The organism is Arthrobacter sp. B2060 (genome assembly GCF_059090445.1).
In genome coordinates this window covers 169166-191797 of record NZ_JBNHFR010000009.1, presented here as the reverse complement: position 1 = coordinate 191797, position 22632 = coordinate 169166, and the positions used below count along the sequence as shown (strand labels likewise).

Below are 22632 nucleotides of genomic sequence, written 5' to 3'. Positions count from 1 at the left end.
CAAAAACAAGAAACTCGGTCAAACTTTGGTATCGACGGAAGGTTTAGGGGCTGCTAATTTTCAAGACACGTTTTTCAGGACACTGCTTCTTCAGGACACTGCGCCGGCCCCCACGAGTGCGGGTGCCTCCGCCCGTGCCGGCGAAGCCAAGCTCCGCCGCCATTTGGTGAAGAGCCTGGGCTGGTTCATTCCCAAGACCGCCACCGGCTCGTCTCCGCGGTAGTACACGGCGAGGAAGCTGTGTTCCTGGGGATCCCCTGCCTCAACCTCAAGGCGGTCGTAGCCGGCGGAGTGCCCAGCGAACTGAATCTTGACGCCGTGCTGGTCAGACCAGAAGTAGGCGGGCTTGGCAGGCTGTTCGGGCGCGTCGGAGTCCAGCAAGGCCCGGACTGCCAGCGCTGCGCGCTCCAGAGCGCCGGTCCAGTGCTCAACCCGGCGGTGGAATCCGGCCGCAGGGTCGAACCACGCGGCGCAGTCGCCCACAGCGACGATCCCCGGAATGCTGGTGCGGCCCATCGCGTCACAGACGATGCCCGGGTTCAGTTCAAGCCCGGAACCGGACAGCCAGTCTGTATTGGGCTCGGCGCCAATGCCGATCACCACCACGTCAGCGGACACGTACCCGCCGCCGGCAAGGCGCAGCCCGGTGACGTTTCCTTCGCAGCTGTAGAAGTCCTCTATGGTGGCGGACGAGATCAGCTCCACGCCGTTTGCTGCGTGCAGCCTGGCCACCACTGCTCCCATCTCCGCCCCGAGCTGACCGGCGAAGGGCACGGGCTTGGTGTCGATCATGGTGACGTCCATGCCACGGGACACCGCGGCGGAGGCCACCTCTGCACCGACGAAACCGGCACCGACGACGGCCATCCTGCTTCCGGGCAGCAGTTCGGGGGCAAGGGCCTGGGCATCAGCAAGCGTCCGCAGTGAGAACACATTGCTCAGTCCCGCCAGAGCGGGCAACTGGCGGGCGCGTGCGCCCGTGGCTATGACAATGCCGTCCGCCTGAATGACCTGGCCGTCCTTCAGCCGGATGCTGCGTGATTCGGCGTCCAGGGAAACAGCGCCTCCTCCAAGCAGCCACTCTGCCTGCAGCTCGTCGGCTTCGGATTCCAGGTACAGGTCCTCTGCGGTGATTGCACCGAGCAGGAAATCTTTGGACAGCGGCGGCCTGTCGTAGGGCCGGTGCGGCTCATCGCCGATCACCACAAGCCGCCCGGTGAAGCCTTGGGCGCGGGCGGCCCTGGCGGCTGAGAGGCCAGCCAGGGAGGCCCCCACAATTGCAAGCGTCTCCATTGACACCACAGCCTCCTTCAATTGCTTGTTACGCAACATGAATCGTTATATGCAACAGCGTGATCCATGCCACGGCGACTGTCAAGGGCCGTCCTTAACTAAGAGGCGGATGGTCGCAACAGAGCAGAAAACCCTTGACAACAGTCTGTGACCTGGCGCACGCTGTTGCTTATCGCGATTGTTGTTGTTGATTACGGAACTTAGCAGTCGCACCATCAGGCTCTACCAAGAAGAAGAGGTCCATCCATGCACAAGGCATGCCCACTCAGTGAACTGGCACCAGGGGAAGCGCTCCGCCTGAACACGGCTCCTCCCATCGCCGTCTTCCACACCGAGGAGGGCGAGCTCTTTGCCATTGATGACACATGCACCCACCAGGACGCCTCCCTGGCCGACGGCTGGGTCGAGGACTGCTGGGTCGAATGCCCGCTCCATGCATCCCGCTTTAACCTGCGCACGGGAGGCGTGGACGCCCCGCCGGCCAAGCTCCCGGTCCGCACCCATGAAGTAACAGTGATCGACGGCGACATCATGATCACCGAATCCACCGAGGTCCCCAACCTCCCCCCTGGCCTGACAGTGGACGGCCACATCTAAGCAAGCCCATGAATCCGAGCAAAGGAATTCCTCATGGCCCCGAATAGCGACACCCGATATAGCAGCGACAACCTCAGCAGCGAACCCGATCTGGACAGCAGCGGCAACGAAGCCGCCCTGGACGGATCCACGGACCCGGACCTGCCCTTGCCAGAGCCGGTGGTGGACCCCCTGGATGAGCTGGAAGACTACGAACAGATCCTGCAGGAACTTCGCCAGACTAAGACCGAGCAGGCCGTGACCGAACGGCGGAACCGCAAGCTCACCCTGGACAAAGTCACCTTCGGCATCACCGGCATCCTGGCCCTCGCCTTTGTCGTTTGGGGCTTTGCCGGGAGAGACAGCCTGGCAACAACATCCCAAAGCGCCCTTGACTGGGTAATGCAGTACACCGGCTGGCTGTTTATGGGACTCGCCTCGCTCTTCGTCGTTTTCGTCCTGTGGCTCGCCCTGGGCAAGTTCGGCAACATCCCGCTCGGCAAGGACGGCGAAAAGCCCGAATTCCGGACCGTCTCCTGGGTGGCCATGATGTTCGCCGCCGGCATGGGCATCGGACTCATGTTCTACGGCGTCGCAGAACCGCTCTACCACTACGTCTCGCCGCCGCCCGGAACCGTGGACGGCCGCACCCCCGAAGCCATCCAGACCGCAATGGCAACCTCCATCTTCCACTGGACCCTGCACCCCTGGGCCATGTACGCCGTGGTCGGAATCGCCATGGCCTACGGCACCTACCGGCTGGGCCGCAAGCAACTCATCTCCGCGGCCTTCACCTCACTCTTCGGCACCAGGACTGTGGAAGGACCGCTAGGCAAGTTCATCAACATCCTCGCCATCTTCGCCACCCTCTTCGGCACTGCAGCATCCCTGGGACTCGGAGCCCTGCAGATCGGCAGCGGCCTGGCCTCCAACGGCTGGACCAGTGAGCTCGGAACGCCAGTGCTCGTCGCCATCGTCGCCATCCTCACAGCCTGCTTCGTGGCGTCCGCCGTCTCCGGCATCAGCCGCGGCATCCAGTGGCTCTCCAACATCAACATGGTCCTGGCCGTCATCCTGGCACTCATCGTCTTCGTCGCCGGCCCCACCATGTTCATCCTGAACCTGATTCCTTCCGCAGTCGGCGACTACGCCCGCGACCTGGCGGAAATGTCCTCGCGGACCGAAGCCGTCGGAGACGAAGCCCTGCGCACCTGGATGTCCGGCTGGACCATCTTCTACTGGGCCTGGTGGGTATCGTGGACACCCTTTGTGGGCATGTTCATCGCACGCATCAGCCGCGGCCGCACCATCCGCCAGTTCGTCACCGGTGTACTGCTGGTCCCCAGCGTTGTCAGCGTGATCTGGTTCGGCATCTTCGGCGGCACCGCCTTTGGCATCCAGGCCGAAGCCGACAAGACGGACAACCCCGCAGACGGACTCGCCAAAATGGTCGACGGCGTGCCCACCATTTCATTCGACGGCGCCCTCTTCGACCTGGTCAAGAACCTGCACATGCCCGCCTGGGCCATCGCCGCAGTGATCGTGCTTGCCATGGTGCTCGTCGCCATCTTCTTCGTCACCGGAGCCGACTCGGCCTCCATCGTCATGGCGTCCCTGAGCTCCAACGGGTCCAACGAGCCCCCGCGCGGTCTGGTCATCTTCTGGGGCACGCTGACCGGAGCCGTGGCCGCCGTCATGCTCCTCGCCGGTGGGGATCAGCCCTCCGAAGCCCTGTCCGGACTGCAACGGATCACCATCGTGGCCGCCCTGCCGTTCGTCATAGTCATGCTGCTGCTCTGTTTCGCGCTCGCTAAGGACCTGCGCCGCGATCCGCTGGCCCTGCGGCGCCGGCTCGCCAACACCGTCGTCGAGCGGGCCATCCGTACCGGCGTCGACCAACACGGCGGCGTCCAGTTCGAACTCGTGACCAAGCATGAATGCGGGGAACGCTGCGCCAGCGATGCCCGCTGTCCCGGCAGTTCCAGCGTCGTCACCCCCAACTAGGAGACAATTGTGACCACAACCCTTGAAGGCCGTCCCGCGGGTGCCGCAACGGCAGTCACAGCCGAGGCCGCCTCCGCGCGCTCCCTGGCCAAGACCCGCACGACGGAATTCGTCCTCACGCTGGCCTGCCCGGAACGGCCTGGCATCGTGCGGGCAGTCACCGCCTTCCTGGCCGACCGCGGCTTCGACATCGTCGAGCACCAGCAGTTCGATGACCATGTCAGCGGAAAGCTCTACCTGCGGACGGCCTTCACGGACAGCAGAACCGAAACCCGTGATCGGGCACATCGGGATTTCACGGGCGCCTATGAGCCCAACCAACAGACCGCGGAAAACCTCACGCACGAGTTTGCGCCCACCGCCTCCGAGTTCGGCATGGATTTCACCTTTCACGACGGGCGGCCGCCGCGCCTGCTGGTCATGGTCTCAAAATTCGGCCACTGCCTGAACGACCTGATCTACCGCTGGCGGGCCGGCAGCCTCGGGGCGGAGATCGCCGTCGTGGTTTCCAACCACGAGGACCTGCGCGCCATGGCGGAGAACGCCGGGCTGACTTTCATCCACGTTCCGGTGACGCCAGGAACCAAGCCCGAGGCCGAGGCGCGGCTGCTGGAGCTCGTCAAGGAATACGACGCGGACCTGGTGGTCCTGGCGCGCTACATGCAGGTGCTCTCCGATGGCCTGTGCAATGAACTGCGCGGCCGGGCCATCAACATCCACCATTCCTTCCTGCCCGGCTTCAAGGGCGCCAAACCATACCACCAGGCCTACGACCGCGGAGTGAAGCTGATCGGGGCCACGGCGCACTATGTGACCGCGGACCTCGATGAGGGGCCGATCATCGAACAGGAAGTCTTCCGCGTGGACCACAGCCTGGATCCGGACGCCCTCGTCACGGTTGGCCGTGACGCCGAATCGCAGGCCCTGTCCCGGGCGGTCAAGTGGCATTGCCAGCACCGCGTCCTGCTCAACAACACCCGCACCGTCGTATTCCGCTAAGCGGACGTCCGCCAAGCCAAACAGGAGAAACATTTTTATGAGCGCATCACCTCGCGTCGTCATCATCGGCGCCGGTATTGTCGGCACCAACCTTGCGGATGAACTCGCCAGCCGGGGCTGGAACAACATCACGGTCGTCGAACAGGGCCCGCTGGAGCTTGCCGGCGGCTCCACGTCGCACGCACCCGGACTGGTCTTCCAGACCAACCCGTCAAAGACCATGACGGAATTCGCCTCATACACGGTGGACAAGCTGCTCTCCCTCAGCGCCGACGGAGTGTCCTGCTTCAACCAGGTGGGCGGGCTGGAGCTTGCCACCACCGAAGCCAGGCTGCAGGACCTCAAGCGCAAGCTCGGCTACGCCACCTCCTGGGGCGTTGAAGGCCGGATTATCGACGCTGATGAATGTGAGAAGTACTGGCCGCTGCTGAATAAGGGGCAGTTCAGGGACGGGCGCCAAATCCTTGGCGGCCTCCTTGTTCCCTCCGACGGACTCGCCTCCGCGGCCCGGGCGGTCCAGCTGCTGATCAGCCGCGCCCGCGAAGCGGGCGTGACGTTCCTGGGCTCAACTGGCGTCACCGGCATCGAACAGGCCGGCGGCAAGGTCACCGGCGTCGAAACCTCACAGGGCGTAATTCCCGCGGACATCGTGGTTTCCTGCGCCGGGTTCTGGGGCCGCGAGGTGGGCAAGCTGGTGGGCATGGAAGTGCCGCTGCTGCCGCTCGCCCACCAGTACGTCAAGACCACCGCCCTGGCCGAACAGCAAGGCGTGAACGAGCTGCCCAACGGCGCGCGCTCGCCCATTCTCCGCTACCAGGACAGGGACCTGTACTTCCGCGAGCACGGCGACCGCATCGGCATCGGCAGCTACGCCCACCGCCCCCTCCCCGTCGACATGGAGCTCCTCCCCCGCGTCGCCGCAGACCAGATGTCCGAGCACCGCATGCCCTCCCGCCTGGACTTCACCCTGGAGGACTTCGCTCCGTCATGGGAAGACTGCCAGGACCTGCTGCCTGCCCTGCACCGGACCCAGATCCAGGACGGCTTCAACGGCATCTTCTCCTTCACCCCCGACGGCGGCCCGCTCATGGGCGAGTCTCCCGACGTCGAAGGCTTCTTCGTGGCCGAAGCGGTGTGGGTCACGCACTCGGCCGGCGTTGCCAAGGCCATGGCCGAACTGCTGGTCGAGGGCCAGCCCCGCACGGACCTGCACGGCTGCGAAATCGAACGGTTCGAAAAGGTCCAGACCAGCGACGAGTACGTCAGCGAAACGTCCCAGCAGAATTTCGTCGAGATCTACGACATCCTGCACCCGCTGCAGCCCAAGGAATCCCCGCGCGACCTGCGTGTGAGCCCGTTCAACGTCCGCCAGAAGGAACTCGGCGCGTTCTTCTTGGAGTCCGCCGGCTGGGAGCGCCCGCACTGGTTCGAGGCCAACCGCGGCCTGCTGGACGAACTGCCGGCCGAGTGGCAGGCACCGGAGCGCGAATCCTGGGCTGCGATGTTCTCCTCCCCCATCTCCGCGGCCGAAGCGTGGAAGACGCGCACCGCCGTCGGGCTTTACGACATGACGCCGCTGAAGCGGCTCTCCGTGAACGGCCCCGGCGCCCTGGCGCTGCTGCAGCGCCTCAGCACCGGCAACATCACCAAGAAGCCCGGCGCGGTGACGTACTGCCTCCTGCTGGCGGACGACGGCGGCATCCGCAGTGACGTGACCGTGGCCAGGCTCGGGGAGGAGACTTTCCAGCTTGGCGTGAACAGCAACGTGGACTTCGACTACCTCCGGGTGGAGGCCAGGAAGCAGTCGGCCGCCGACCCCAGCCAGTGGGCGCACGTTACCGACATCACAGGCAGCACCTGCTGCATCGGCCTGTGGGGACCGCTGGCGCGTGAAGTCATCGGCAAGGTCAGCACGGACGACCTCAGCAACGACGGCCTGAAGTACTTCCGTACCAAGGAAATCTCGGTGGGCGGCATCCCGGTCACTGCCATGCGGCTTTCCTACGTGGGCGAGCTTGGCTGGGAGCTGTACACCACCGCCGAGTACGGCCTGAAGCTCTGGGACCTGCTGTTCGAAGCCGGGCAGGAACACGGCATCGTCGCGGCCGGCCGTGGCGCGTTCAACAGCATGCGCCTGGAGAAGGGCTACCGGCTGTGGGGCACGGACATGACCTCCGAACACCACCCCTACCAGTCCGGTCTGGGTTTCTCGGTGGCCAAGGACAAGGTGGGCTTCGTGGGCGCCGAGGCACTGGCCGCCCGCAAGGAGGAGCCCGCCACCCGGGAGCTCCGCTGCCTGACGGTCGACGACGGCACCTCCATCGTGCTGGGCAAGGAACCCGTGTACGTGGACGGCCTGGCGGCGGGATACGTCACCAGCGCCGCGTACGGCTACTCCGTGCGCAAGCCGATCGCCTACGCCTGGCTGCCGTCCGCCGTCTCCGTGGGTGACTCCGTGGAGATCGAGTACTTCGGCCGGCGCGTCGCAGCCACCGTTACCGCAGAGCCCCTGTTCGACCCCGGCATGGAACGCCTCCGCGGCTGACAGTGCGAAAGAGCACCTAAAGCCTCAAGCAACACGGCCCCGCTTCCGAAAGGAAGCGGGGCCGTTTTCGTCTGCAATCCGCCGGCCCCTGCCCTCGGCCGCACCCATAGCCGCCGCGGGCCGGAACGGGTACAACTGAGTCATGACTACCTCATCCCTGGTGCTCGGCCCGATAATGCGGCACGTGGATGAGACCTCGGCCAGCATCTGGGTGGAAACCGGGGACGCTGCCCGCGTCACGGTCCGCGCGGGCAGCCGGAGCTGGGAAGCACGCACCTTCGCAGTACACGGCCACCACTACGCCCTGGTGGAGGCGGACGGACTTGAGCCGGGAGCCGTGGTGCCCTACACCGTGGACGTCAACGGAACCCACTCCTGGCCCGATCCGGCATCGGAATTTCCACCTCCGGTGATCGCCACCCTGAAACCAGGCAGGCCGCTACGGATGGCCTACGGCTCCTGCCGCACCAGTGTGCCCCATGACGAGGCTGGCAACCGGAGCCACGGCGTCGACTCGCTGCGCGCGTACGCCCTGGCGCTCGCGGCCGGCAGCGGTGAGGCCCGACCGGATCTGGTGGTCTTCCTCGGAGACCAGGTTTACGCAGACTCCACGAGCGAAGAGATGCAGCAGTTCATCCGTGAACGCCGGGACCCCGGTGAACCGCCCGGCGAGGAACTCAAGGACTACGAGGAATACGCCCACCTCTACCGCCTGGCGTGGTCCGACCCCGCGAACAGGTGGCTGTTGTCCACGGTTCCCACCGCCATGATCTTCGATGACCACGACATCCGCGACGACTGGAACGCCTCCCTGAGCTGGAAAAAGAAGATCGAGGCTACGTCCTGGTGGCACGGGCGGATCGTCGCGGGACTGTCCTCCTACTGGGTCTACCAGCACCTGGGAAACCTCTCGCCGCAGGAGCGGGCCAAGGATGCGATCTGGCGGCTGATCGCCGCGCACCGGGACGAGGCCGAACTAGACCTCAGCGCGGAGCTGGACCGTTTCGCAGACCGTGCAGACCAAGACCCGGCGTCCTACCGGTGGAGCTTTTGCCGGGATTTCGGGGACACGAGACTGATAGTGGTTGACTCCCGTGCCGCCCGGAACCTGGCCCCGGAAGGCCGCGCCCTGCTTGACCAGGCGGAAATGGCCTGGCTCGATGACCGGATGCGCGGCGGCTTCCGGCACCTGCTGGTGGCGACGTCACTGCCGTTTCTGCTGCCGATGGGACTGCACCACGTCGAGTCGTGGAATGAGGCCATTTCCGAAGGTGCCTGGGGCAAGCTCGTGTCCCGGGCCGGAGAGAAGCTGCGGCAGGCGGTGGATCTTGAACACTGGGGCGCGTTCGAAGCAAGCTTCCGGAAGGTGGCTGGCATGGCGGTGGAGGTCGCCGACGGCAAGCGGGGCCCGTCCCCTGAGACCGTCACGTTCCTGTCCGGGGACGTGCACTTCTCCTACGTCACGGAGGTGGACCGCTCGTCGGGCAGCCGGATCATGCAGGCCGTGTGTTCTCCCATCCGTAACCCTCTTCCCCGCCTGCTGAGATCCTTCGGGGCCGTCATGTCCTATGGCCTGGCCACACCGATAGGAGCCGTAGTGGCCCGCTCGGCGCGGGTGCCGGACCCGCCGTTCCACTGGTCCCGCGTCAAGGGGCCGTGGTTCGACAACAACCTCGCCAGCCTTGAAGTTTCCGCTGAAGGGCTGAACCTGTGGTGGCAGACCGGCGTGGTGGACGACGGCGACCAACTGCACCCAAGGCTCAAGCGTGTGGCCTCCCTTACCGTGGCTCCGCGGAGTTCGCAGGAGCATGCGGCACGAAGCGGACAAACATCGCCTTGAAGCCCGGTGTGTTCGATTCCCGGGCGACGTTGTCTTTGTGGACGAGGGCGTTCGCCTCGGGGAAGTACGCAGCGGCGCAGCCCTTCGCCGTCGGGTAGGCCACCAGCCGGAACTTGTCCGCCTGCCGGTCCTGGCCCCTGAACGTGCTCACGACGTCCACGAGGTCCCTGTCCTGGAACCCGAGCTCCGTCAGGTCCTCGGGGTGCACCAGGATGACGCGGCGGCCGTCGGAGATCCCACGGTAGCGGTCGTCCAGGCCGTAGAACGTGGTGTTGTACTGGTCGTGGCTGCGGATGGTCTGCAGCACCAGGTGCCCCTCAGGCGGCGTCAGGTATTCCAGCGGGCTGACGGTGAACCGTCCACGGCCAATATCCGTTTTGAAGGACCGGGTGTCGCGCGGCGGATTCGGCAGCACGAAGCCGTTCTTCGTCCTCACCCGCTTGTTGAAGTCCTCGAACCCCGGAAGGACGCGGGAGATGTGGTCCCGGATCACGTCGTAGTCCTCGGCCATGGCCTTCCAGTCCACGGCGTGGTCCGGGCCGAAGGTGGCCTGGGCCATCCGTGCCACGATCACCGGCTCGGCGAGCAGGTGCTCGGACACCGGGGCCAGCCGGCCCTGGGTCGAGTGGACCACGGACATGGAGTCCTCCACAGACAGGAACTGTGCGCCCTTGGGGTGCTTGTCGTCCTTGTCCGTCCGGCCCAGCGTGGGAAGGATCAGCGAGGTGCGGCCGTGCACCACGTGGGACCGGTTGGGCTTGGTGGAGATATGCACGGTCAGCCCGATCCGCTGCATCCCCGCTTCCAGGGTCTCGGTGTCCGAGCACGCCAGCGAGAAGTTTCCGCCCATGGAGACGAAAACGTCCACCTCGTCACGCTCGAACGCCTCCATGGCCTCGACGGCGTCGTAGCCGTGGTGCCGCGGAGATTGGATGCCGTACTCGTTGTCGAGGGCTTCGAGGAGCCATTCCTTCGGCTTTTCCCAGATGCCCATGGTCCGGTCGCCCTGGACGTTGGAATGTCCGCGCACCGGGCAGGCGCCGGCGCCGGGTTTGCCGAAGTTGCCCTGCAGGAGCAGGACGTTGACCATTTCCTTGATGGTGTCCACCGAGTGCGGCTGCTGGGTCACGCCCAGGGCCCAGCAGAAGATGCTGGCCTTGGACTGGATGAGCATCCCGGCCACGTCTTCGATCTGCTTCCGGGCCAGCCCGGTCGCCTTTTCGGTTTCTTCCCAGTCCAGGGTCCTGCGGGCCTCGCGGTAGGCGTCGAAGCCGTCGGTCTGCGCCTCCACGAAGGAACGGTCGACGACGGTGCCCGGGTTTTGTTCCTCGGCCTCCAGCAGCAGGTGGCCCAGGGCCTGGAACAGCGCCAGGTCCCCGCCCACCTTGATCTGCAGGTATTCATCGGCCAGCGGCGTGCCGCCGCCGACCACGCCGGCGACGGTCTGCGGGTCCTTGAAATTAAAGAGGCCGGCCTCCGGCAAGGGGTTCACCGCCACGACCTTGCCGCCCTTGTCCTTGCACTCCTTCAGCGCGGACAGCATGCGGGGATGGTTGGTGCCCGGGTTCTGCCCCACGACGAAGATCAGCTCGGCGTCGTGGATGTCATCCAGCGAAACGGTGCCCTTGCCGATGCCGATGGTCGGGTTCAGCGCCGATCCGGAGGACTCATGACACATGTTGGAGCAGTCCGGCAGGTTGTTGGTGCCCAGCGACCGCGCGAACAGCTGGTACATGTACGCCGTCTCGTTGGCCGTGCGGCCGGAGGTGTAGAAGACGCAGCGGTCAGGCGTGCTGGCCCTGATGTGTTCACCAATGAGCTCGAAGGCGTCCGCCCACGAGATCGGCGAATAGTGCGTGTCACCTTCCCGGATCACCACCGGTTCACTCAGCCGGCCCTGGTTGCCCAGCCAGTACTCGGTCTTGTCCGACAGCTCGGCGATGGAGTGCTTCGCCCAGAACTCGGCACCCACCGTCCGCAGGGTGTTCTCCTCCGCCACGGCCTTGGCGCCGTTCTCGCAGAATTCGGCAGCCTTGCGTTTCTTGTCGGATTCCGGCCAGGCGCAGCCCGGGCAGTCGAAACCGCCGCGCTGGTTCAGGCGCAGCAGAGACTGCGCCGTCCGCGTGACGCCGGCCTGGGCCACAGCCCGCTCCAAGGCCACCATGACGGCCTTGACGCCGGCAGCCTCGGTTTTCGGCTTGCCGACGGCGAGGGCGTCCTCGTTGATGTCCGCGACGGGGGCGGGCTGTTTGCCGAACTTCATCGTTCCAACTTCCTTACCGGCTAACGCCGTGTTTGTTCACAACGCCCGGCAAGGCGCGCCAGCTTTTCTGGCGCGCCTTCCGGGGTCCTGCCCGATCGGGCAATCCTGGCCTACTGCGAAACCCTGCTTTAGTGGTTCAGCTGTGCGAGGGTTTCGCGTTCGGCGGCGATGGTGGTGTTGTCGCCGTGGCCGGTGCGGACGATGGTTTCTGCCGGGAGGGGCAGGAGGCGTTCGCGGATGGAGGTCAGGATGGTGGGGTAGTCGCTGTAGGAGCGGCCGGTGGCGCCGGGGCCGCCGTTGAAGAGGGTGTCCCCGGTGAACACGGTGCCTTCTTCCTCCAGGAGGAAGCAGGTGGAGCCGGGTGAGTGGCCGGGGGTGTGGATCGCCTTTAGGGTCCCGCCGCCGACCTGGAAGGTGTCGCCGTCGGCGATCTGCCGGTCGGGTGTGGTGTCGGGGTAGACCTGTTCCCAGAGGACGTGGTCCTCGGGGTGCAGGTAGATGGGTGCGTTCACGGTGTCGGCGACCTGGCGGGCGGCGCCGATGTGGTCGTTGTGCGCGTGGGTGAGCAGGATCGCGGTGACGTTCCGGCCCTGCACGGCTGTGATGATCGCGTCGGCGTCGTGCGGGGAGTCGATGATCACGCATTCGGTGTCGTTGCCGATGATCCAGACGTTGTTCTCCACGTCCCAGGTGCCGCCGTCCAGGGAGAACGTGCCGGAGGTGACGAGGTTTTCGATCCTGACGCTCATGCCGACACTCCTGCGCTCTGGGCAGCAGCCGCTGCCGCCGTGTCAGCCGTTGCGCGGGTTCCGGCGCCGGGTTCGATTTCGACGACGGAGCGCAGCACGGTGCCGTGGTGCATTTTGTCGAAGGCTTCCTCGACCTGATCGATGGTGATGCGTTCGGTCACGAAGGCGTCCAGGTCCAGGTTGCCTTGCTTGTAGTGGGCGACGAGCATCGGGAAGTCGCGGGAGGGCAGGCAGTCCCCGTACCAGGAGGACTTCAGGGACCCGCCGCGGCCAAAGACGTCCAGCAGCGGCAGTTCCAGGACCATCTCCGGGGTCGGCACGCCGACCAGGACCACGCGGCCGGCGAGGTCGCGGGCGTAGAAGGCCTGCTTGTAGGTTTCGGGCCGTCCGACGGCTTCGATCACGACGTCCGCGCCGTTGCCGTTCGTCAGTGCACGGATCGCCTCGACCGGGTCCACCTGCCGGGAGTTCACCCCGTGGGTGGCGCCCAGGGTCTTGGCCATTTCGATCTTGTTCTCATCGATGTCCACCGCGATGATCGTGGTCGCCCCGGCCAGCTTCGCCCCGGCGATCGCGGCGATGCCCACGCCGCCGCAGCCGATCACGGCCACGGACTCGCCGCGCTTGACCTCCCCGGTGTTGATCGCGGCACCGATGCCGGCCATCACACCGCAGCCCAGCAGCCCGACCGCGGCCGGGTCGGCGTCCTGATCGACCTTCGTGCACTGCCCGGCCGCGACCAGGGTCTTTTCCGCGAACGCGCCGATGCCCAACGCCGGGGACAGCTCCGTGCCGTCCTCCAGGGTCATCTTCTGCGTCGCGTTGGCGGTGTTGAAGCAATACTGCGGCTGGCCCTTCGCACACGCCCGGCACTGCCCGCACACCGCACGCCAGTTCAGGATCACCCGGTCACCCGGGGACACCTCCGTCACGCCCTCACCCACGGCCGCGACCACACCCGTGGCCTCATGACCGAGCAGATACGGGAACTCATCCCCGATCCCGCCAAGCTTGTAATGCAGATCCGTATGGCACACCCCGCACGTCAGGATGTCCACCAACGCCTCCCCCGGCCCCGGATCCGGCACCAGAATCGTCTCCACCGACACCGGAGCGTCCTTCTCCAGGGCAATGACTGCCTTGACTTTATGAACCATTAGCTTGCGTTCCTTTCCTGGGATCCGCGGACCCGCGGGTGACGGCACCAGTGCCAATCTAGCTGACTCGTTGGGGCTCTAAATCTTGGTCCTGCCGTTCGAGACCCTCGGCCATACTGTGGCGCTTCGGTATCTGCGAATTGCGTAATACACAACACGATGCACATAGCGCTACTGAAAATATGGCAGCCATCACACGGGCTGTCAACAGAGGCCGGCAGCGCCACAGGCGGAAAGCAGGGCCTCGCCTCATTCACCGCAACAACATGTCTCCCAGAGCAACCAAGTGCCGCTTCCATGAATGCTAGCCGGGATGCGGCTGGACGCCGTCATGTCAGGATCTAGCAAGCCGCCGTCGCCAGCCAGGGGATTGACTGTGGCGCTGCTCACGCGTACTGTGGTGCAACAGTGTTGCATTGAATGCAACCCGCTTGGTCTTGCATACGCGACAGCTCCCTCCCGGAAGCTAACGAAAGGACAAACCCCATGAGCATCACCGAATCCGAAGCCGTCAACGACGTCGCGCGGCTGGACCGCCTCAAGGTCCTCAACAACGGCGAAAAAGTCAGGCTGACGTTCTCTGACACGGAGTTCGAACGCCGACTGGGCGGCCTCCGCCGCATCATGGCAGAGAAGGAACTGGACGCCGTCGTCCTGACGAGCTACCACTCGATCAAGTACTACTCCGACTTCCTGTTCACCTACTTCGGCCGGTCCTACGCCATGGTGGTCACGAAGGACGACACCGTAACGGTCACGGCAAACATCGACGCCGGCATGCCCTGGCGCCGCAGCTACGGGGACAACATCGTCTACACCGACTGGCGCCGGGACAACTACATCCACGCCATCCAGGAAGTTCTCCGCACCCGCGGCATCAACGTCCGCCGGCTCGGCGTCGAGGACGACTCCCTGCCGCTGGACAACCGCAACAAAATCCAGGCGGCCTTCGGGTCGGCAACCCTGGTGGACGTGGCCCAAGCGGCGATGCGCCAACGCATGATCAAGTCCGCCGAGGAGATCGAGGTCATCAAGCACGGGGCGCGCATCGGCGACCTGGGCGGCGAAGCCATCCGCAACGCCATCACCGCCGGCATCACCGAGTACGAGGTGGCGCTGATCGGAACCGAAGCCATGGTTCACGAGATCGCCCGCACGTTCCCCGACTCGGAAATCCGGGACACGTGGGTCTGGTTCCAGTCCGGCATCAATACGGACGGTGCGCACAACTGGGCCACCACCCGGAAGATCCAAGAGCACGACATCCTGTCGCTGAACTGCTTCCCGATGACCTCCGGCTACTACACCGCGCTGGAACGCACCCTGTTCTACGGCGAACCCGATGCCCGCTCCCTGGAACTGTGGAACATCAACGTGGAAGTCCACAAACGCGGCCTCGAACTGATCAAGCCAGGGGCTGTCTGCAAGGACATCGCGGCCGAACTCAACGAGATCTACGTGGGCCACGGACTGCTGGCCAACCGCACTTTCGGCTACGGGCACTCCTTCGGCGTCCTCAGCCACTACTACGGCAGGGAAGCCGGGCTCGAGCTCCGCGAGGACATCGACACCGTGCTCGAACCCGGAATGGTGGTTTCCATGGAGCCGATGATCACCGTCCTCGACGGCCAGCCCGGAGCGGGCGGCTACCGCGAGCACGACATCCTGGTGGTCGGCGAGGACGGCGCGGAGAACATCACCAAGTTCCCGTTCGGACCCGAATACAACATCATCGGGGCCTGACCTCGTCCGTCCCGCAGGACCGGCCGGAAGTGGCGCCACATTTGGGGGTGGCGCCACTTCTGTGTCCTCTTAGGGAATGATGGTAAGCACCATGAGCCCAGCAGAATCACCTGACGTCACCGGTAACGGCGACTCCAAAGGCGCGTCCGTCATCGTCAATGCCATTGCCGTCCTCCGGACATTCACGGCGGACGAACCGCTGCTGGGCGTCACGGAGATCGCCAACCGGGTGGGTCTTCACAAGAGCACCGTCTCCCGGATCCTGGCGACGTTCGAACAGGAGCGCCTGGTGGAGCGGGACCCTGAGACGCGGCGGTTCCGCCTCGGGCTGGGCCTCATCGCTGTGGCCGGGCCGCTGCTCGCGGAGCTGGAAGAACGCCGCGTGGCCTACCCCGTGCTGCGTGAACTCGCCGAGCAGACGGGCGAGACCAGTGCATTAATGGTGTGGAGTGGCTCCGAGTCGATGTGCGTGGAGCAGATCGCGAGCCATCACCAGATCAAGCACTCAACACCCCTCGGCGCCCGCTACAACGACGCCCTCAGCGCCTCGGTGCAGGTGTTCCTCGCCGCGGAGTCCCCCGACCGCGTACGGACCTTGCTGCGCAGTGGAGCGATCACCTACCCCGGTCTTGATGAGACAGGCCTGGAGGACTACCTGGTCCGCCTCAAGGATGCCGCCCAGCGCGGCTGGACCATTAACTACGGCGACACATCGCTCGACGAGGTAGGAGTGGCGGCCCCTGTCTACGACCACCGCGGCGGTGTTGTTGCCGCGGTCCTCATTCCTGCTCCCCGCTTCCGCGTCTCTCCGGAAACGCTGCAGAGCCTCGGCGAATCCTGCCTGGCCGCGGCCCGCCGCGTCACCTCCCGGCTCGGCGGAGTGACTCCGCACTAGGATCGGCCCCGGCACCCGAGCACGGCCAAGCAGCTGACTCATCGGGCCTTTCTACGCTCCAGTGCCTCCGTCGTAGCGTTCGTACCTCCTCAAATCAACTTGTCCTGCGCCTGAGCGATCTCTTGCGCGAAGTCGTTCAGCGCCGCAGCTACAGCGTTTGGATTGCTCAAGGTGGCGTAATGACCCCCTGGAATTTCCAGCGGGTCGACTCCAAGTCGCTGCTGTACTTGGCGTTTCATGAATGAGGCTGGAAAGAACCGGTCGTCACGGCACAGTATTGCCCTGGTGGGGACGGCCGGATGCCGCTGACCAGGCCAAGGCCGTGCCATCCATGCACCTTGCTGATCGCGCTCCTTGTCGCGTGCTTGGTGTACCAAATCTTCAGGGACTTCGTTGAAAAACGCCGCCTGTGGATCCGGACCTATGGTCTCCAGATTATGACCCGTGTTGGTCCACCAGTCGCCGAATGTCTCTCCCGGTAGCGGGATCATTCCTGCCAGATATACGAGTCCGTCCGATTGGAGCGCGTCGCAAACTAAGGGCGCCGTAAAGCCCCCTAGCGAGTGGCCGACGACGATTGTGTGCTGAGCGTCGCCCACCGCTGCAGTTACTGCCTGGGTGTAGTCCTCAAGCCCTGCATTGTCGTCTTCGATGGGCAAGTCGATCGCGATGACATCATGCCCCGATGCCTCAAGCAGTGGTTTGACCAGATGCCAGTCCCATGCGGTGGAACCGCCGCCGTGAATCAGTACGAAAACCGCCAAGATCCCACCCCAGTTCCAAGCCATGTACGAACACGTCCACCCTAACCAACAGCACGCAGAAGGCGGCCGCGGCATGGATGCTTGCGGGGGCTGCAGAGTCCCCGGCGGGGACGACGGAAGAGGGGAACATGGGCAGGCGGATCGTGCCGGTATTTCGCGCAGAAAAGTCACCTTTCCGCATGCGGGCGGGATTTCATTATGGTCACGTACACTCTTGCAATGAGGCTTCTGTACGTGACAGAAAGTATGCCCAACCGCGACCCGGTGTTTGGTGATGGCAGCTCCATGATCCCTTTCGAGTTTCTCCGTAATATTCCCGAAGACGTCCATGTCACACTGGTTACCTTTTCGGGGCCCGTAGGGCTTCCGGACGAAGTGCGGGAGCGTTGCGAAGCCGTTCATATCCTCTCTCCCCGTAATCACAAAGTGGCATTCTTGCGCTCATTCTTTGGCCTGAATGGCCTGGGAAAGCAGGAACGGTCCACTGCGAAAGCAAAAGAAACGGCGTCGCGGCTTTCCGCGGAAAGCGACGCAACGCTGATACACGGTCCTCATGCACTCCCCCTCGCCCACCATGTGCGTGGACCCATGGTCCTGCAGACCGTCGACCCCTGGTCGATTCGCGCCGGCATGGATACAGCCATTGCAGGGAGAATGCGGCCGGCGTACCGGGCCCGGGAGTACCAGGCGCTCAGGGCCGAACGTCGTCTCCCCGTACAGGCGAGGCTCCTCACCGTTGGCGCCCAGGATGCCGTCGAATGGTCGGACCGCCTCGGGCGGAATGTGAGGAGCATCCCGAACGGCGCCGAGCTGGCCGTCCGCCCCGCCACCAGGCGGGACGGACCCGTGGTCTGCTTTGTCGGCAGCCTTAACTATGGTCCGAACATCGACAGCGTGGGCGTGCTCATCAACAAGGTGGCGCCGCTGGTGTGGCAACGGGTGCCGGGTGCCAGGTTCGTCATCGCAGGCCGCCGTCCCGCACCGGCAGTCCTCGCCCTGGCCGGGGACCGGGTGGAGATCCTGGCGAACGTTCCCACGGTCCTGGATGTTTTCCACCGCGCCGATGTTGCTGTGTTCCCTGACGAGCACGGCGTAGGCATCCGGAACTCGGTGCGCGAAGCCCTGGCCGCGGGAACTCCCGTAGTTGCGACGCCGGTGGCTGCCCGTGAACAGGAGGCCCACCCTCTGCTGACCGTCGAGGAGGACATCGGCAGGATTGCGGACCGTGTTGTGGGGTACCTGACCGAGCCCCGAACGGAGCAGGGCGAAACAGAAGGTGAGGCGGCTGTCCGGACATGGGGCGTGGTCACGCGGGAGTATCTCGACGAGCTTCGCCTGGCCATCAGCCAGGACGGCCACAGTCCGCAGCCCCGAAGCTCGCCGGTATGAAGTACGCGCCCGGGGAACTCGCCCAGGCCGGCGCCCGGGGAGCGATGTGGCAGGGACTCGCTTTCGTCGCCGGCAAGGTGTTCGTCCTTGTCACCATCATCGTGCTGGCGCGGCTGCTGTCTCCCGAAGAATACGGACTGGTCGCGCTGGCGATCGTCCTGATGGCCTATGCGGAGACCATAGCCGATGCGGGTGTCGCCCAGGCGCTGGTCTACCTGCCACACACCGGGGAAATCGCCAGGTCCGCCCTCCTGATCTCCGTGCTGCTGGGCTGCCTCCTGGCGTCGGGTGCCGTCCTTGCCGCACCCGCCATAGCCGATGTTTTCAACCTTCCCGAGGTGGCACCCCTCGTGCAGGTCCTCTCGATCTCATTGCTGGCCACCGCGCTGGCCGCTGTCCCCGAGGCACTGCTGCGCCGCGACCTGCATTTCAAGCGCCAGACGGCCGCTCCCGTTCTTCGTGCAGCCATCATGGGCATCGTCACACTGTCACTGGCCTTTGCCGGCTACGGAGCCTGGTCGCTGGCCATCGGAACGGCCGCCGGATCGGTGGCCTACGCCGCTGCCTGCTGGTTCCTGCTTCCTGGCCGGGCACCGTGGCAGGTGTGGCGCGTCAGCAAGGATGCCCTCCGGGCGAACCTGCAATTCGGCGCCCCGGTCGCAGGAAGTTCACTGCTGGCCCGGCTGATCTTTGACATCGACTATCTCATCATCGGCCTTTTTCTGGGTGCGAACGCGTTGGGGTTCTACACCCTGGCCTTCCGCGCGCCAGAGTTGGTGATCATCAACGTATTCTTCGTGTTGTCGACTGTCCTGTTCCCGCTGTACGCCAAGGTGCGCGGCGAACCGGACCGGCTCCGCAGCGGATACCTGAAGAGCGTCGAAATTCAGGCGCTGTACGGGATGACTGCCGGCGTAGGCCTGGCGGTCACGGCACCGATTCTTGTGCCCGCTGTCTTCGGGCCCCAGTGGGGGCAGTCCATCCTGCCGCTGGTCTTTCTGTCCCTGTACGCGGCCGCCCGTTCCCTGGGTGCCGGGGCCAACGACGTCTACAAGGCACTCGGCCGCCCCGGCCTCTCCATCGGCATTTCCCTCGTACGGCTGGCGATCCTGGCCCCGGTCCTGCTTTTTGCCGTCCAATGGGGCATCGTGGGGATCGCCTGTGCGCAGCTTGCCGCGGCGCTGCTGTTCGCCCTGGGGATGCAGATGGTGGCGGCCAGGGTCATGGACCTGCGGCTGCGCCAGCTCCTCCGGGCCGTTGTTCCCGGTGTGGTCTGCGGCGTGGCGGTGGCGGCCGTGGGCCTGGCCGGACTGGCCCTGCCACTGGCCGACGGTCTCCTCACGATGTTCGGCATTGCGGCTGCTGCCATTGGACTGGTCTACGTAATCCTGCGCTGGGGATTCTCGTCCCTGCACAATGAACTGCTGAAGCTGGTCCGCCGCCCTTCGCAGTGAGAGGCTGTCCGCCGGCTAACGCCCCGACCAGGTGTCCACGACGTGCCGCCACAGCCAGAAGTCACGGTCTCCGAAAACAACTGCCCGCATCTGGTTCCGGCCTTGGTCTGGACCCCGTTCGCTTTCTAGCCGATAGGCCAACGTGGCCGCCGACCTGGCCCACACCGCGATGACCAGCAGCGGAAGCAGCTCCGGGTTCACCCCTCTCAGCTGCAGGTGACCGCGGAGGGGTGCCAGGGCCCACCCGCTTGAGCCGAACGCCTTGTCGAAGGCGGCGAGCTGGGCCAGGCGGGAGAATGCCCGTTCACTGGATTCACTGAGGTACTGAAGGTAGAACACGAGGTCGTGTCCGGGCACACCGTCGGTACGCGACCGCTCCCAGTCGACAACCTGCAGCTGGCCGTTCGGCTGCAGGAAGAGGTTTGGGTGGCTCATGTCGCCATGTTCAACGACGGCGGGAAGCTCCACGGAACGCAGCGGTTCCAGCATCGCGTGCGTGCGTTCCACGAGCGCGGAAACGTCGCGCTCCGCCGGCAGGAGGGACACGAGGTCGTCCAGGGGGCCGCTGATCGTCCGCTGGTACCAGTCCCCGTTCGCCGGCGCCGTCAGCGTGCACGGCAGTGCGGCCACAAAGGCAGTACCGGCGCTCACAGCGGCGCGTACATTGGCGCCGACACGTTGTGGATTCAACGGGGCCCCGGTCACGGCGGTTTCGATCAGCACGGCGTGAGGTCCGGCGTCGAGCACGGCCACCACCTCGGGGACGCCGATCTCCGGGCCAGCACCGTGTGACCGGAGCTGATCCATCACCTGCGCCTCATGCCGAACACTGGAGTTATCCCCCGGCTGCCGCGGCACCTTCACCACGAGGTTGGGTTCACGCGCCCCGGACGCAAAGATCAAGGCCACCACGTGGCGGGACGTGACGAACCTCGGCGTGAGCAGCACGGTTGCCCATTGCCGGCCAATGCCGTACCTCTCCAGCCCCAGCTCGGCGTAGTGGTCCGCGAGAACCCGGTCAATGAACGTCATCGCCGTTCCTCCCCCCACTGCGTCGGCCCATCACTGTGCCTTCCGGAATTGCCGAATCAAACAGCTGCAGCGCGAGGGCAAGGCGCGCTATCGCCACCTTGGTCCTGCGGAACCTGATGGCCTCCTGGAGCGACAGCGTGTCCCGGATGGCGGTGGTGGACGCCACCGGCACAATGCGTGCTGTGCGCTCCAGATTCGGCGCGTGCCAATAGACGGCGACATCAGTGAAGCCTTTCTTCTCGAAGACGCGCTTCCAGCCTGCCAGCGTGCGCGGGCCGGAGCGGCGGAACAACGAACGGCTGACCTGGGCACACACCCATCCGCCAGGCTCCACCGCCGCCGCTGCCTCCTCAAAAAGCCGGAGGTCAGGTGACGAAAGCAGAACGACGTCGAAAGTCCCTGCCGCCGCGCTCTGGCGGTCAGCTCCGATGCGGTCAGCTTCAATGCGATCAGTTCCGATGGGGGCGGCGTCGGGGTCCAACAGGTGCAGCGCCGCCACCATGTCCCGCCCCATGTCCCCGCCGTAACCCAGGCTCCTGGGCTGCACCACGGGCAACAGGAACCGCCAGTCGAGCAGCCTCCACAAGTGCAGGCTCAGCTCGGCCGGGCCTGCATGAACTGTTTCAGGAGTCCTCGCGGCGCTGCGTGACGCGTTATGCCAGACGATCTCCGTAGCCAGCCTCTGCACCTCGTCCTGCGGCTGCACGGCGTCAAGGACCCTGGCCTGGGGCAGGCTGTCAGCCAGCTGCAGGTAGGCCTGCCGCCGGCCCTCCAGGATCTCGACAGAATGTTCGCCCTTCCTGGCGAACATCACCTCACCCGGAGCATCAAGGACAAGAAGGACATCCGGATCCGGCACCAGATAAAAGGCCATGGCATTGGTTATCCTGCCGAGTACGCCGTTGTCAGCTGAACCCGGCAGCACAGCATCGTAAGCAACCCGGTCCATCAGCACCACCCGCCCCCGAAGAGAGTGATAGCGGGCGGCCAGCCCGCCGCGGACAAGGCGGAACACCTTCTTGCCCAGCCGGCCGCCGGGGATCCGGCGGAGCCAGGCGTCCCACCGGCCCGCGCCCCACATCCCCATGTACACGTAGCTGTTGGGAAGCGGGACTGCTGCGCCAAGATTCCGGAGCAGGGTGGTCTTGCCGGCACCATCAGGTGCCATGACCCCCACCACCGGTCCGCGGCCCTGCAGTCTCGGGGTAAGAAGCCGCTGGGCCCTGTTCGCCACGGCCAGGAAGCTGGGCCGCCGTCGAGTCGAAGTGGTCCACGTGGACCGCATGCGGGCTGCAACTGCCGGCACTTCGTCGAATCTGCCGGAGTGGATCAGGTTCAGAACCTGCCCGGCGGCGCCTGGACCTGCGCGCCGGTCCAGGCATTTGGCTATCACATCGTCAGCCGACGCGGCCGAGGCCGCCCGGCGCGCAATGTCGGCGCGTTCCGGGCGGACCTCCCCTTTGTCCAGCACCAGGTGGAGCAGCTGCAACCACGCCTGGTCTGCAGGCTCCGGCAGCCAGAACGGACCGTTCTGGACCCGCCTGCGGAGGCAGCCGGCTGCCAGCCCGGTACGCCACTGCTGATACGGGCCGAAGGAGATGTCAGACACGAAGTCCAACTTCAGCCACAGGTCATCCGGGCCGGAATAGGCGAAATAGAACCGGTGGCTGCCGTGCCCGGTAGCCAGAACGCGGCGGAAACCTATGCCGGCCATCAAGTGGTCAAGACCTGGCAACTGTTCCCTGGCGACCAGAATGTCCACGTCGCCCGAGGGCCGGGCAAGGTCGTGCTCGCCCCTCAGCAGAACCCATGGCAGACCCGTTCCATCCAATGCCCGGAAGACTTTGGCCACGTCCGGATGCAGAACCGTGGGCAGGCTCCCCGGTTCATGCACGCTGTGGTGTCCCTCGTCCACAGTCATCCGTTCCT

General features: G+C 65.3%; 16 protein-coding genes. 9 read left to right on the top strand and 7 right to left on the bottom strand.

Features of this window, described 5'->3' with window-relative positions; all coding sequences use genetic code 11:
• Positions 1–90: 90 nt before the first annotated feature.
• Entirely contained in the window at positions 91–1293 is a 1203-nt protein-coding gene (locus AC5RUM_RS16175) for an NAD(P)/FAD-dependent oxidoreductase (RefSeq protein WP_494035884.1), read from the bottom strand.
• A gap of 246 nt (positions 1294–1539) precedes the next feature.
• Here AC5RUM_RS16175 and AC5RUM_RS16170 point away from each other — a divergent pair, with 246 nt between their 5' ends.
• The 5 genes from AC5RUM_RS16170 (at position 1540) to AC5RUM_RS16150 (ending at position 9257) form a co-directional block, all read left to right on the top strand.
• Positions 1540–1890 (top strand): bifunctional 3-phenylpropionate/cinnamic acid dioxygenase ferredoxin subunit, encoded by a 351-nt coding sequence (locus AC5RUM_RS16170; RefSeq protein WP_400581719.1) that lies wholly within the window; start codon positions 1540–1542, stop codon positions 1888–1890.
• Between the two features lie 33 nt (positions 1891–1923).
• Positions 1924–3873 (top strand): BCCT family transporter, encoded by a 1950-nt coding sequence (locus tag AC5RUM_RS16165; RefSeq protein ID WP_494035883.1) that lies wholly within the window; start codon positions 1924–1926, stop codon positions 3871–3873.
• 9 nt (positions 3874–3882) lie between these two features.
• Positions 3883–4872, top strand: coding sequence for a formyltetrahydrofolate deformylase (gene purU / locus AC5RUM_RS16160; RefSeq protein WP_494035882.1), 990 nt, complete (start codon positions 3883–3885; stop codon positions 4870–4872).
• A 37-nt stretch (positions 4873–4909) separates the two neighbouring features.
• Positions 4910–7417 carry a GcvT family protein gene (locus tag AC5RUM_RS16155; RefSeq protein WP_494035881.1) on the top strand — a complete coding sequence of 836 codons (2508 nt, stop codon included), beginning with the start codon at positions 4910–4912 and terminating at the stop codon, positions 7415–7417.
• A 142-nt stretch (positions 7418–7559) separates the two neighbouring features.
• The gene (locus tag AC5RUM_RS16150) at positions 7560–9257 is read left to right on the top strand and encodes an alkaline phosphatase D family protein (protein WP_494035880.1); all 1698 of its coding nucleotides are present in this window, start codon (positions 7560–7562) and stop codon (positions 9255–9257) included.
• Here the strand turns inward: AC5RUM_RS16150 and AC5RUM_RS16145 are convergent.
• From AC5RUM_RS16145 to AC5RUM_RS16135, 3 genes are all read right to left on the bottom strand, one after another.
• Positions 9196–11520: an FdhF/YdeP family oxidoreductase gene (locus AC5RUM_RS16145; protein WP_494035879.1), complete on the bottom strand. Its 2325-nt coding sequence runs from the start codon at positions 11518–11520 to the stop codon at positions 9196–9198. The genes AC5RUM_RS16150 and AC5RUM_RS16145 overlap by 62 nt on opposite strands.
• A gap of 128 nt (positions 11521–11648) precedes the next feature.
• Positions 11649–12269, bottom strand: coding sequence for an MBL fold metallo-hydrolase (locus AC5RUM_RS16140; protein ID WP_494035878.1), 621 nt, complete (start codon positions 12267–12269; stop codon positions 11649–11651).
• Positions 12266–13426: an S-(hydroxymethyl)mycothiol dehydrogenase gene (locus tag AC5RUM_RS16135; protein ID WP_494035877.1), complete on the bottom strand. Its 1161-nt coding sequence runs from the start codon at positions 13424–13426 to the stop codon at positions 12266–12268. The genes AC5RUM_RS16140 and AC5RUM_RS16135 overlap by 4 nt, the downstream gene beginning before the upstream one ends.
• 486 nt (positions 13427–13912) lie before the next feature.
• Between AC5RUM_RS16135 and AC5RUM_RS16130 the strand changes: the two genes are divergently transcribed.
• Both AC5RUM_RS16130 and AC5RUM_RS16125 read left to right on the top strand, forming a co-directional pair.
• Positions 13913–15169 (top strand): aminopeptidase P family protein, encoded by a 1257-nt coding sequence (locus tag AC5RUM_RS16130; RefSeq protein WP_494035876.1) that lies wholly within the window; start codon positions 13913–13915, stop codon positions 15167–15169.
• A 91-nt stretch (positions 15170–15260) separates the two neighbouring features.
• Entirely contained in the window at positions 15261–16064 is an 804-nt protein-coding gene (locus AC5RUM_RS16125) for an IclR family transcriptional regulator (protein ID WP_494035875.1), read from the top strand.
• Between the two features lie 89 nt (positions 16065–16153).
• On the opposite strand, the gene AC5RUM_RS16120 is transcribed toward AC5RUM_RS16125, so the two are convergent.
• Positions 16154–16828 carry an alpha/beta fold hydrolase gene (locus AC5RUM_RS16120; RefSeq protein WP_494035874.1) on the bottom strand — a complete coding sequence of 225 codons (675 nt, stop codon included), beginning with the start codon at positions 16826–16828 and terminating at the stop codon, positions 16154–16156.
• A gap of 588 nt (positions 16829–17416) precedes the next feature.
• On the opposite strand from AC5RUM_RS16120, the gene AC5RUM_RS16115 reads away from it, so the two are divergent.
• Together AC5RUM_RS16115 and AC5RUM_RS16110 are read left to right on the top strand one after the other, a co-directional pair.
• A complete protein-coding gene (locus AC5RUM_RS16115; protein WP_494035873.1) occupies positions 17417–18217 on the top strand; it encodes a glycosyltransferase family 4 protein in 801 nt (266 codons plus the stop codon).
• Positions 18214–19671 carry a lipopolysaccharide biosynthesis protein gene (locus AC5RUM_RS16110; protein ID WP_400580058.1) on the top strand — a complete coding sequence of 486 codons (1458 nt, stop codon included), beginning with the start codon at positions 18214–18216 and terminating at the stop codon, positions 19669–19671. Before AC5RUM_RS16115 ends, AC5RUM_RS16110 begins: the two co-directional genes overlap by 4 nt.
• Before the next feature lie 15 nt (positions 19672–19686).
• On the opposite strand, the gene AC5RUM_RS16105 is transcribed toward AC5RUM_RS16110, so the two are convergent.
• Complete coding sequence (locus AC5RUM_RS16105; protein ID WP_494035872.1) at positions 19687–20703, bottom strand: aminoglycoside phosphotransferase family protein; 1017 nt, start codon at positions 20701–20703, stop codon at positions 19687–19689.
• A complete protein-coding gene (locus AC5RUM_RS16100; protein ID WP_494035871.1) occupies positions 20690–22624 on the bottom strand; it encodes a hypothetical protein in 1935 nt (644 codons plus the stop codon). The genes AC5RUM_RS16105 and AC5RUM_RS16100 overlap by 14 nt, the downstream gene beginning before the upstream one ends.
• Between the last annotated feature and the right edge of the window lie 8 nt (positions 22625–22632).

Bases quoted from the DNA above. Each gene is read 5' to 3' on its own strand.
- AC5RUM_RS16175 (WP_494035884.1), bottom strand. From the start codon at position 1,293: ATGGAGACGCTTGCAATTGTGGGGGCCTCCCTGGCTGGCCTCTCAGCC.
- AC5RUM_RS16170 (WP_400581719.1), top strand. From the start codon at position 1,540: ATGCACAAGGCATGCCCACTCAGTGAACTGGCACCAGGGGAAGCGCTC.
- AC5RUM_RS16165 (WP_494035883.1), top strand. From the start codon at position 1,924: ATGGCCCCGAATAGCGACACCCGATATAGCAGCGACAACCTCAGCAGC.
- AC5RUM_RS16155 (WP_494035881.1), top strand. From the start codon at position 4,910: ATGAGCGCATCACCTCGCGTCGTCATCATCGGCGCCGGTATTGTCGGC.
- AC5RUM_RS16150 (WP_494035880.1), top strand. From the start codon at position 7,560: ATGACTACCTCATCCCTGGTGCTCGGCCCGATAATGCGGCACGTGGAT.
- AC5RUM_RS16145 (WP_494035879.1), bottom strand. From the start codon at position 11,520: ATGAAGTTCGGCAAACAGCCCGCCCCCGTCGCGGACATCAACGAGGAC.
- AC5RUM_RS16140 (WP_494035878.1), bottom strand. From the start codon at position 12,269: ATGAGCGTCAGGATCGAAAACCTCGTCACCTCCGGCACGTTCTCCCTG.
- AC5RUM_RS16135 (WP_494035877.1), bottom strand. From the start codon at position 13,426: ATGGTTCATAAAGTCAAGGCAGTCATTGCCCTGGAGAAGGACGCTCCG.
- AC5RUM_RS16130 (WP_494035876.1), top strand. From the start codon at position 13,913: ATGAGCATCACCGAATCCGAAGCCGTCAACGACGTCGCGCGGCTGGAC.
- AC5RUM_RS16125 (WP_494035875.1), top strand. From the start codon at position 15,261: ATGAGCCCAGCAGAATCACCTGACGTCACCGGTAACGGCGACTCCAAA.
- AC5RUM_RS16115 (WP_494035873.1), top strand. From the start codon at position 17,417: ATGGTCCTGCAGACCGTCGACCCCTGGTCGATTCGCGCCGGCATGGAT.
- AC5RUM_RS16110 (WP_400580058.1), top strand. From the start codon at position 18,214: ATGAAGTACGCGCCCGGGGAACTCGCCCAGGCCGGCGCCCGGGGAGCG.
- AC5RUM_RS16105 (WP_494035872.1), bottom strand. From the start codon at position 20,703: ATGACGTTCATTGACCGGGTTCTCGCGGACCACTACGCCGAGCTGGGG.
- AC5RUM_RS16100 (WP_494035871.1), bottom strand. From the start codon at position 22,624: ATGACTGTGGACGAGGGACACCACAGCGTGCATGAACCGGGGAGCCTG.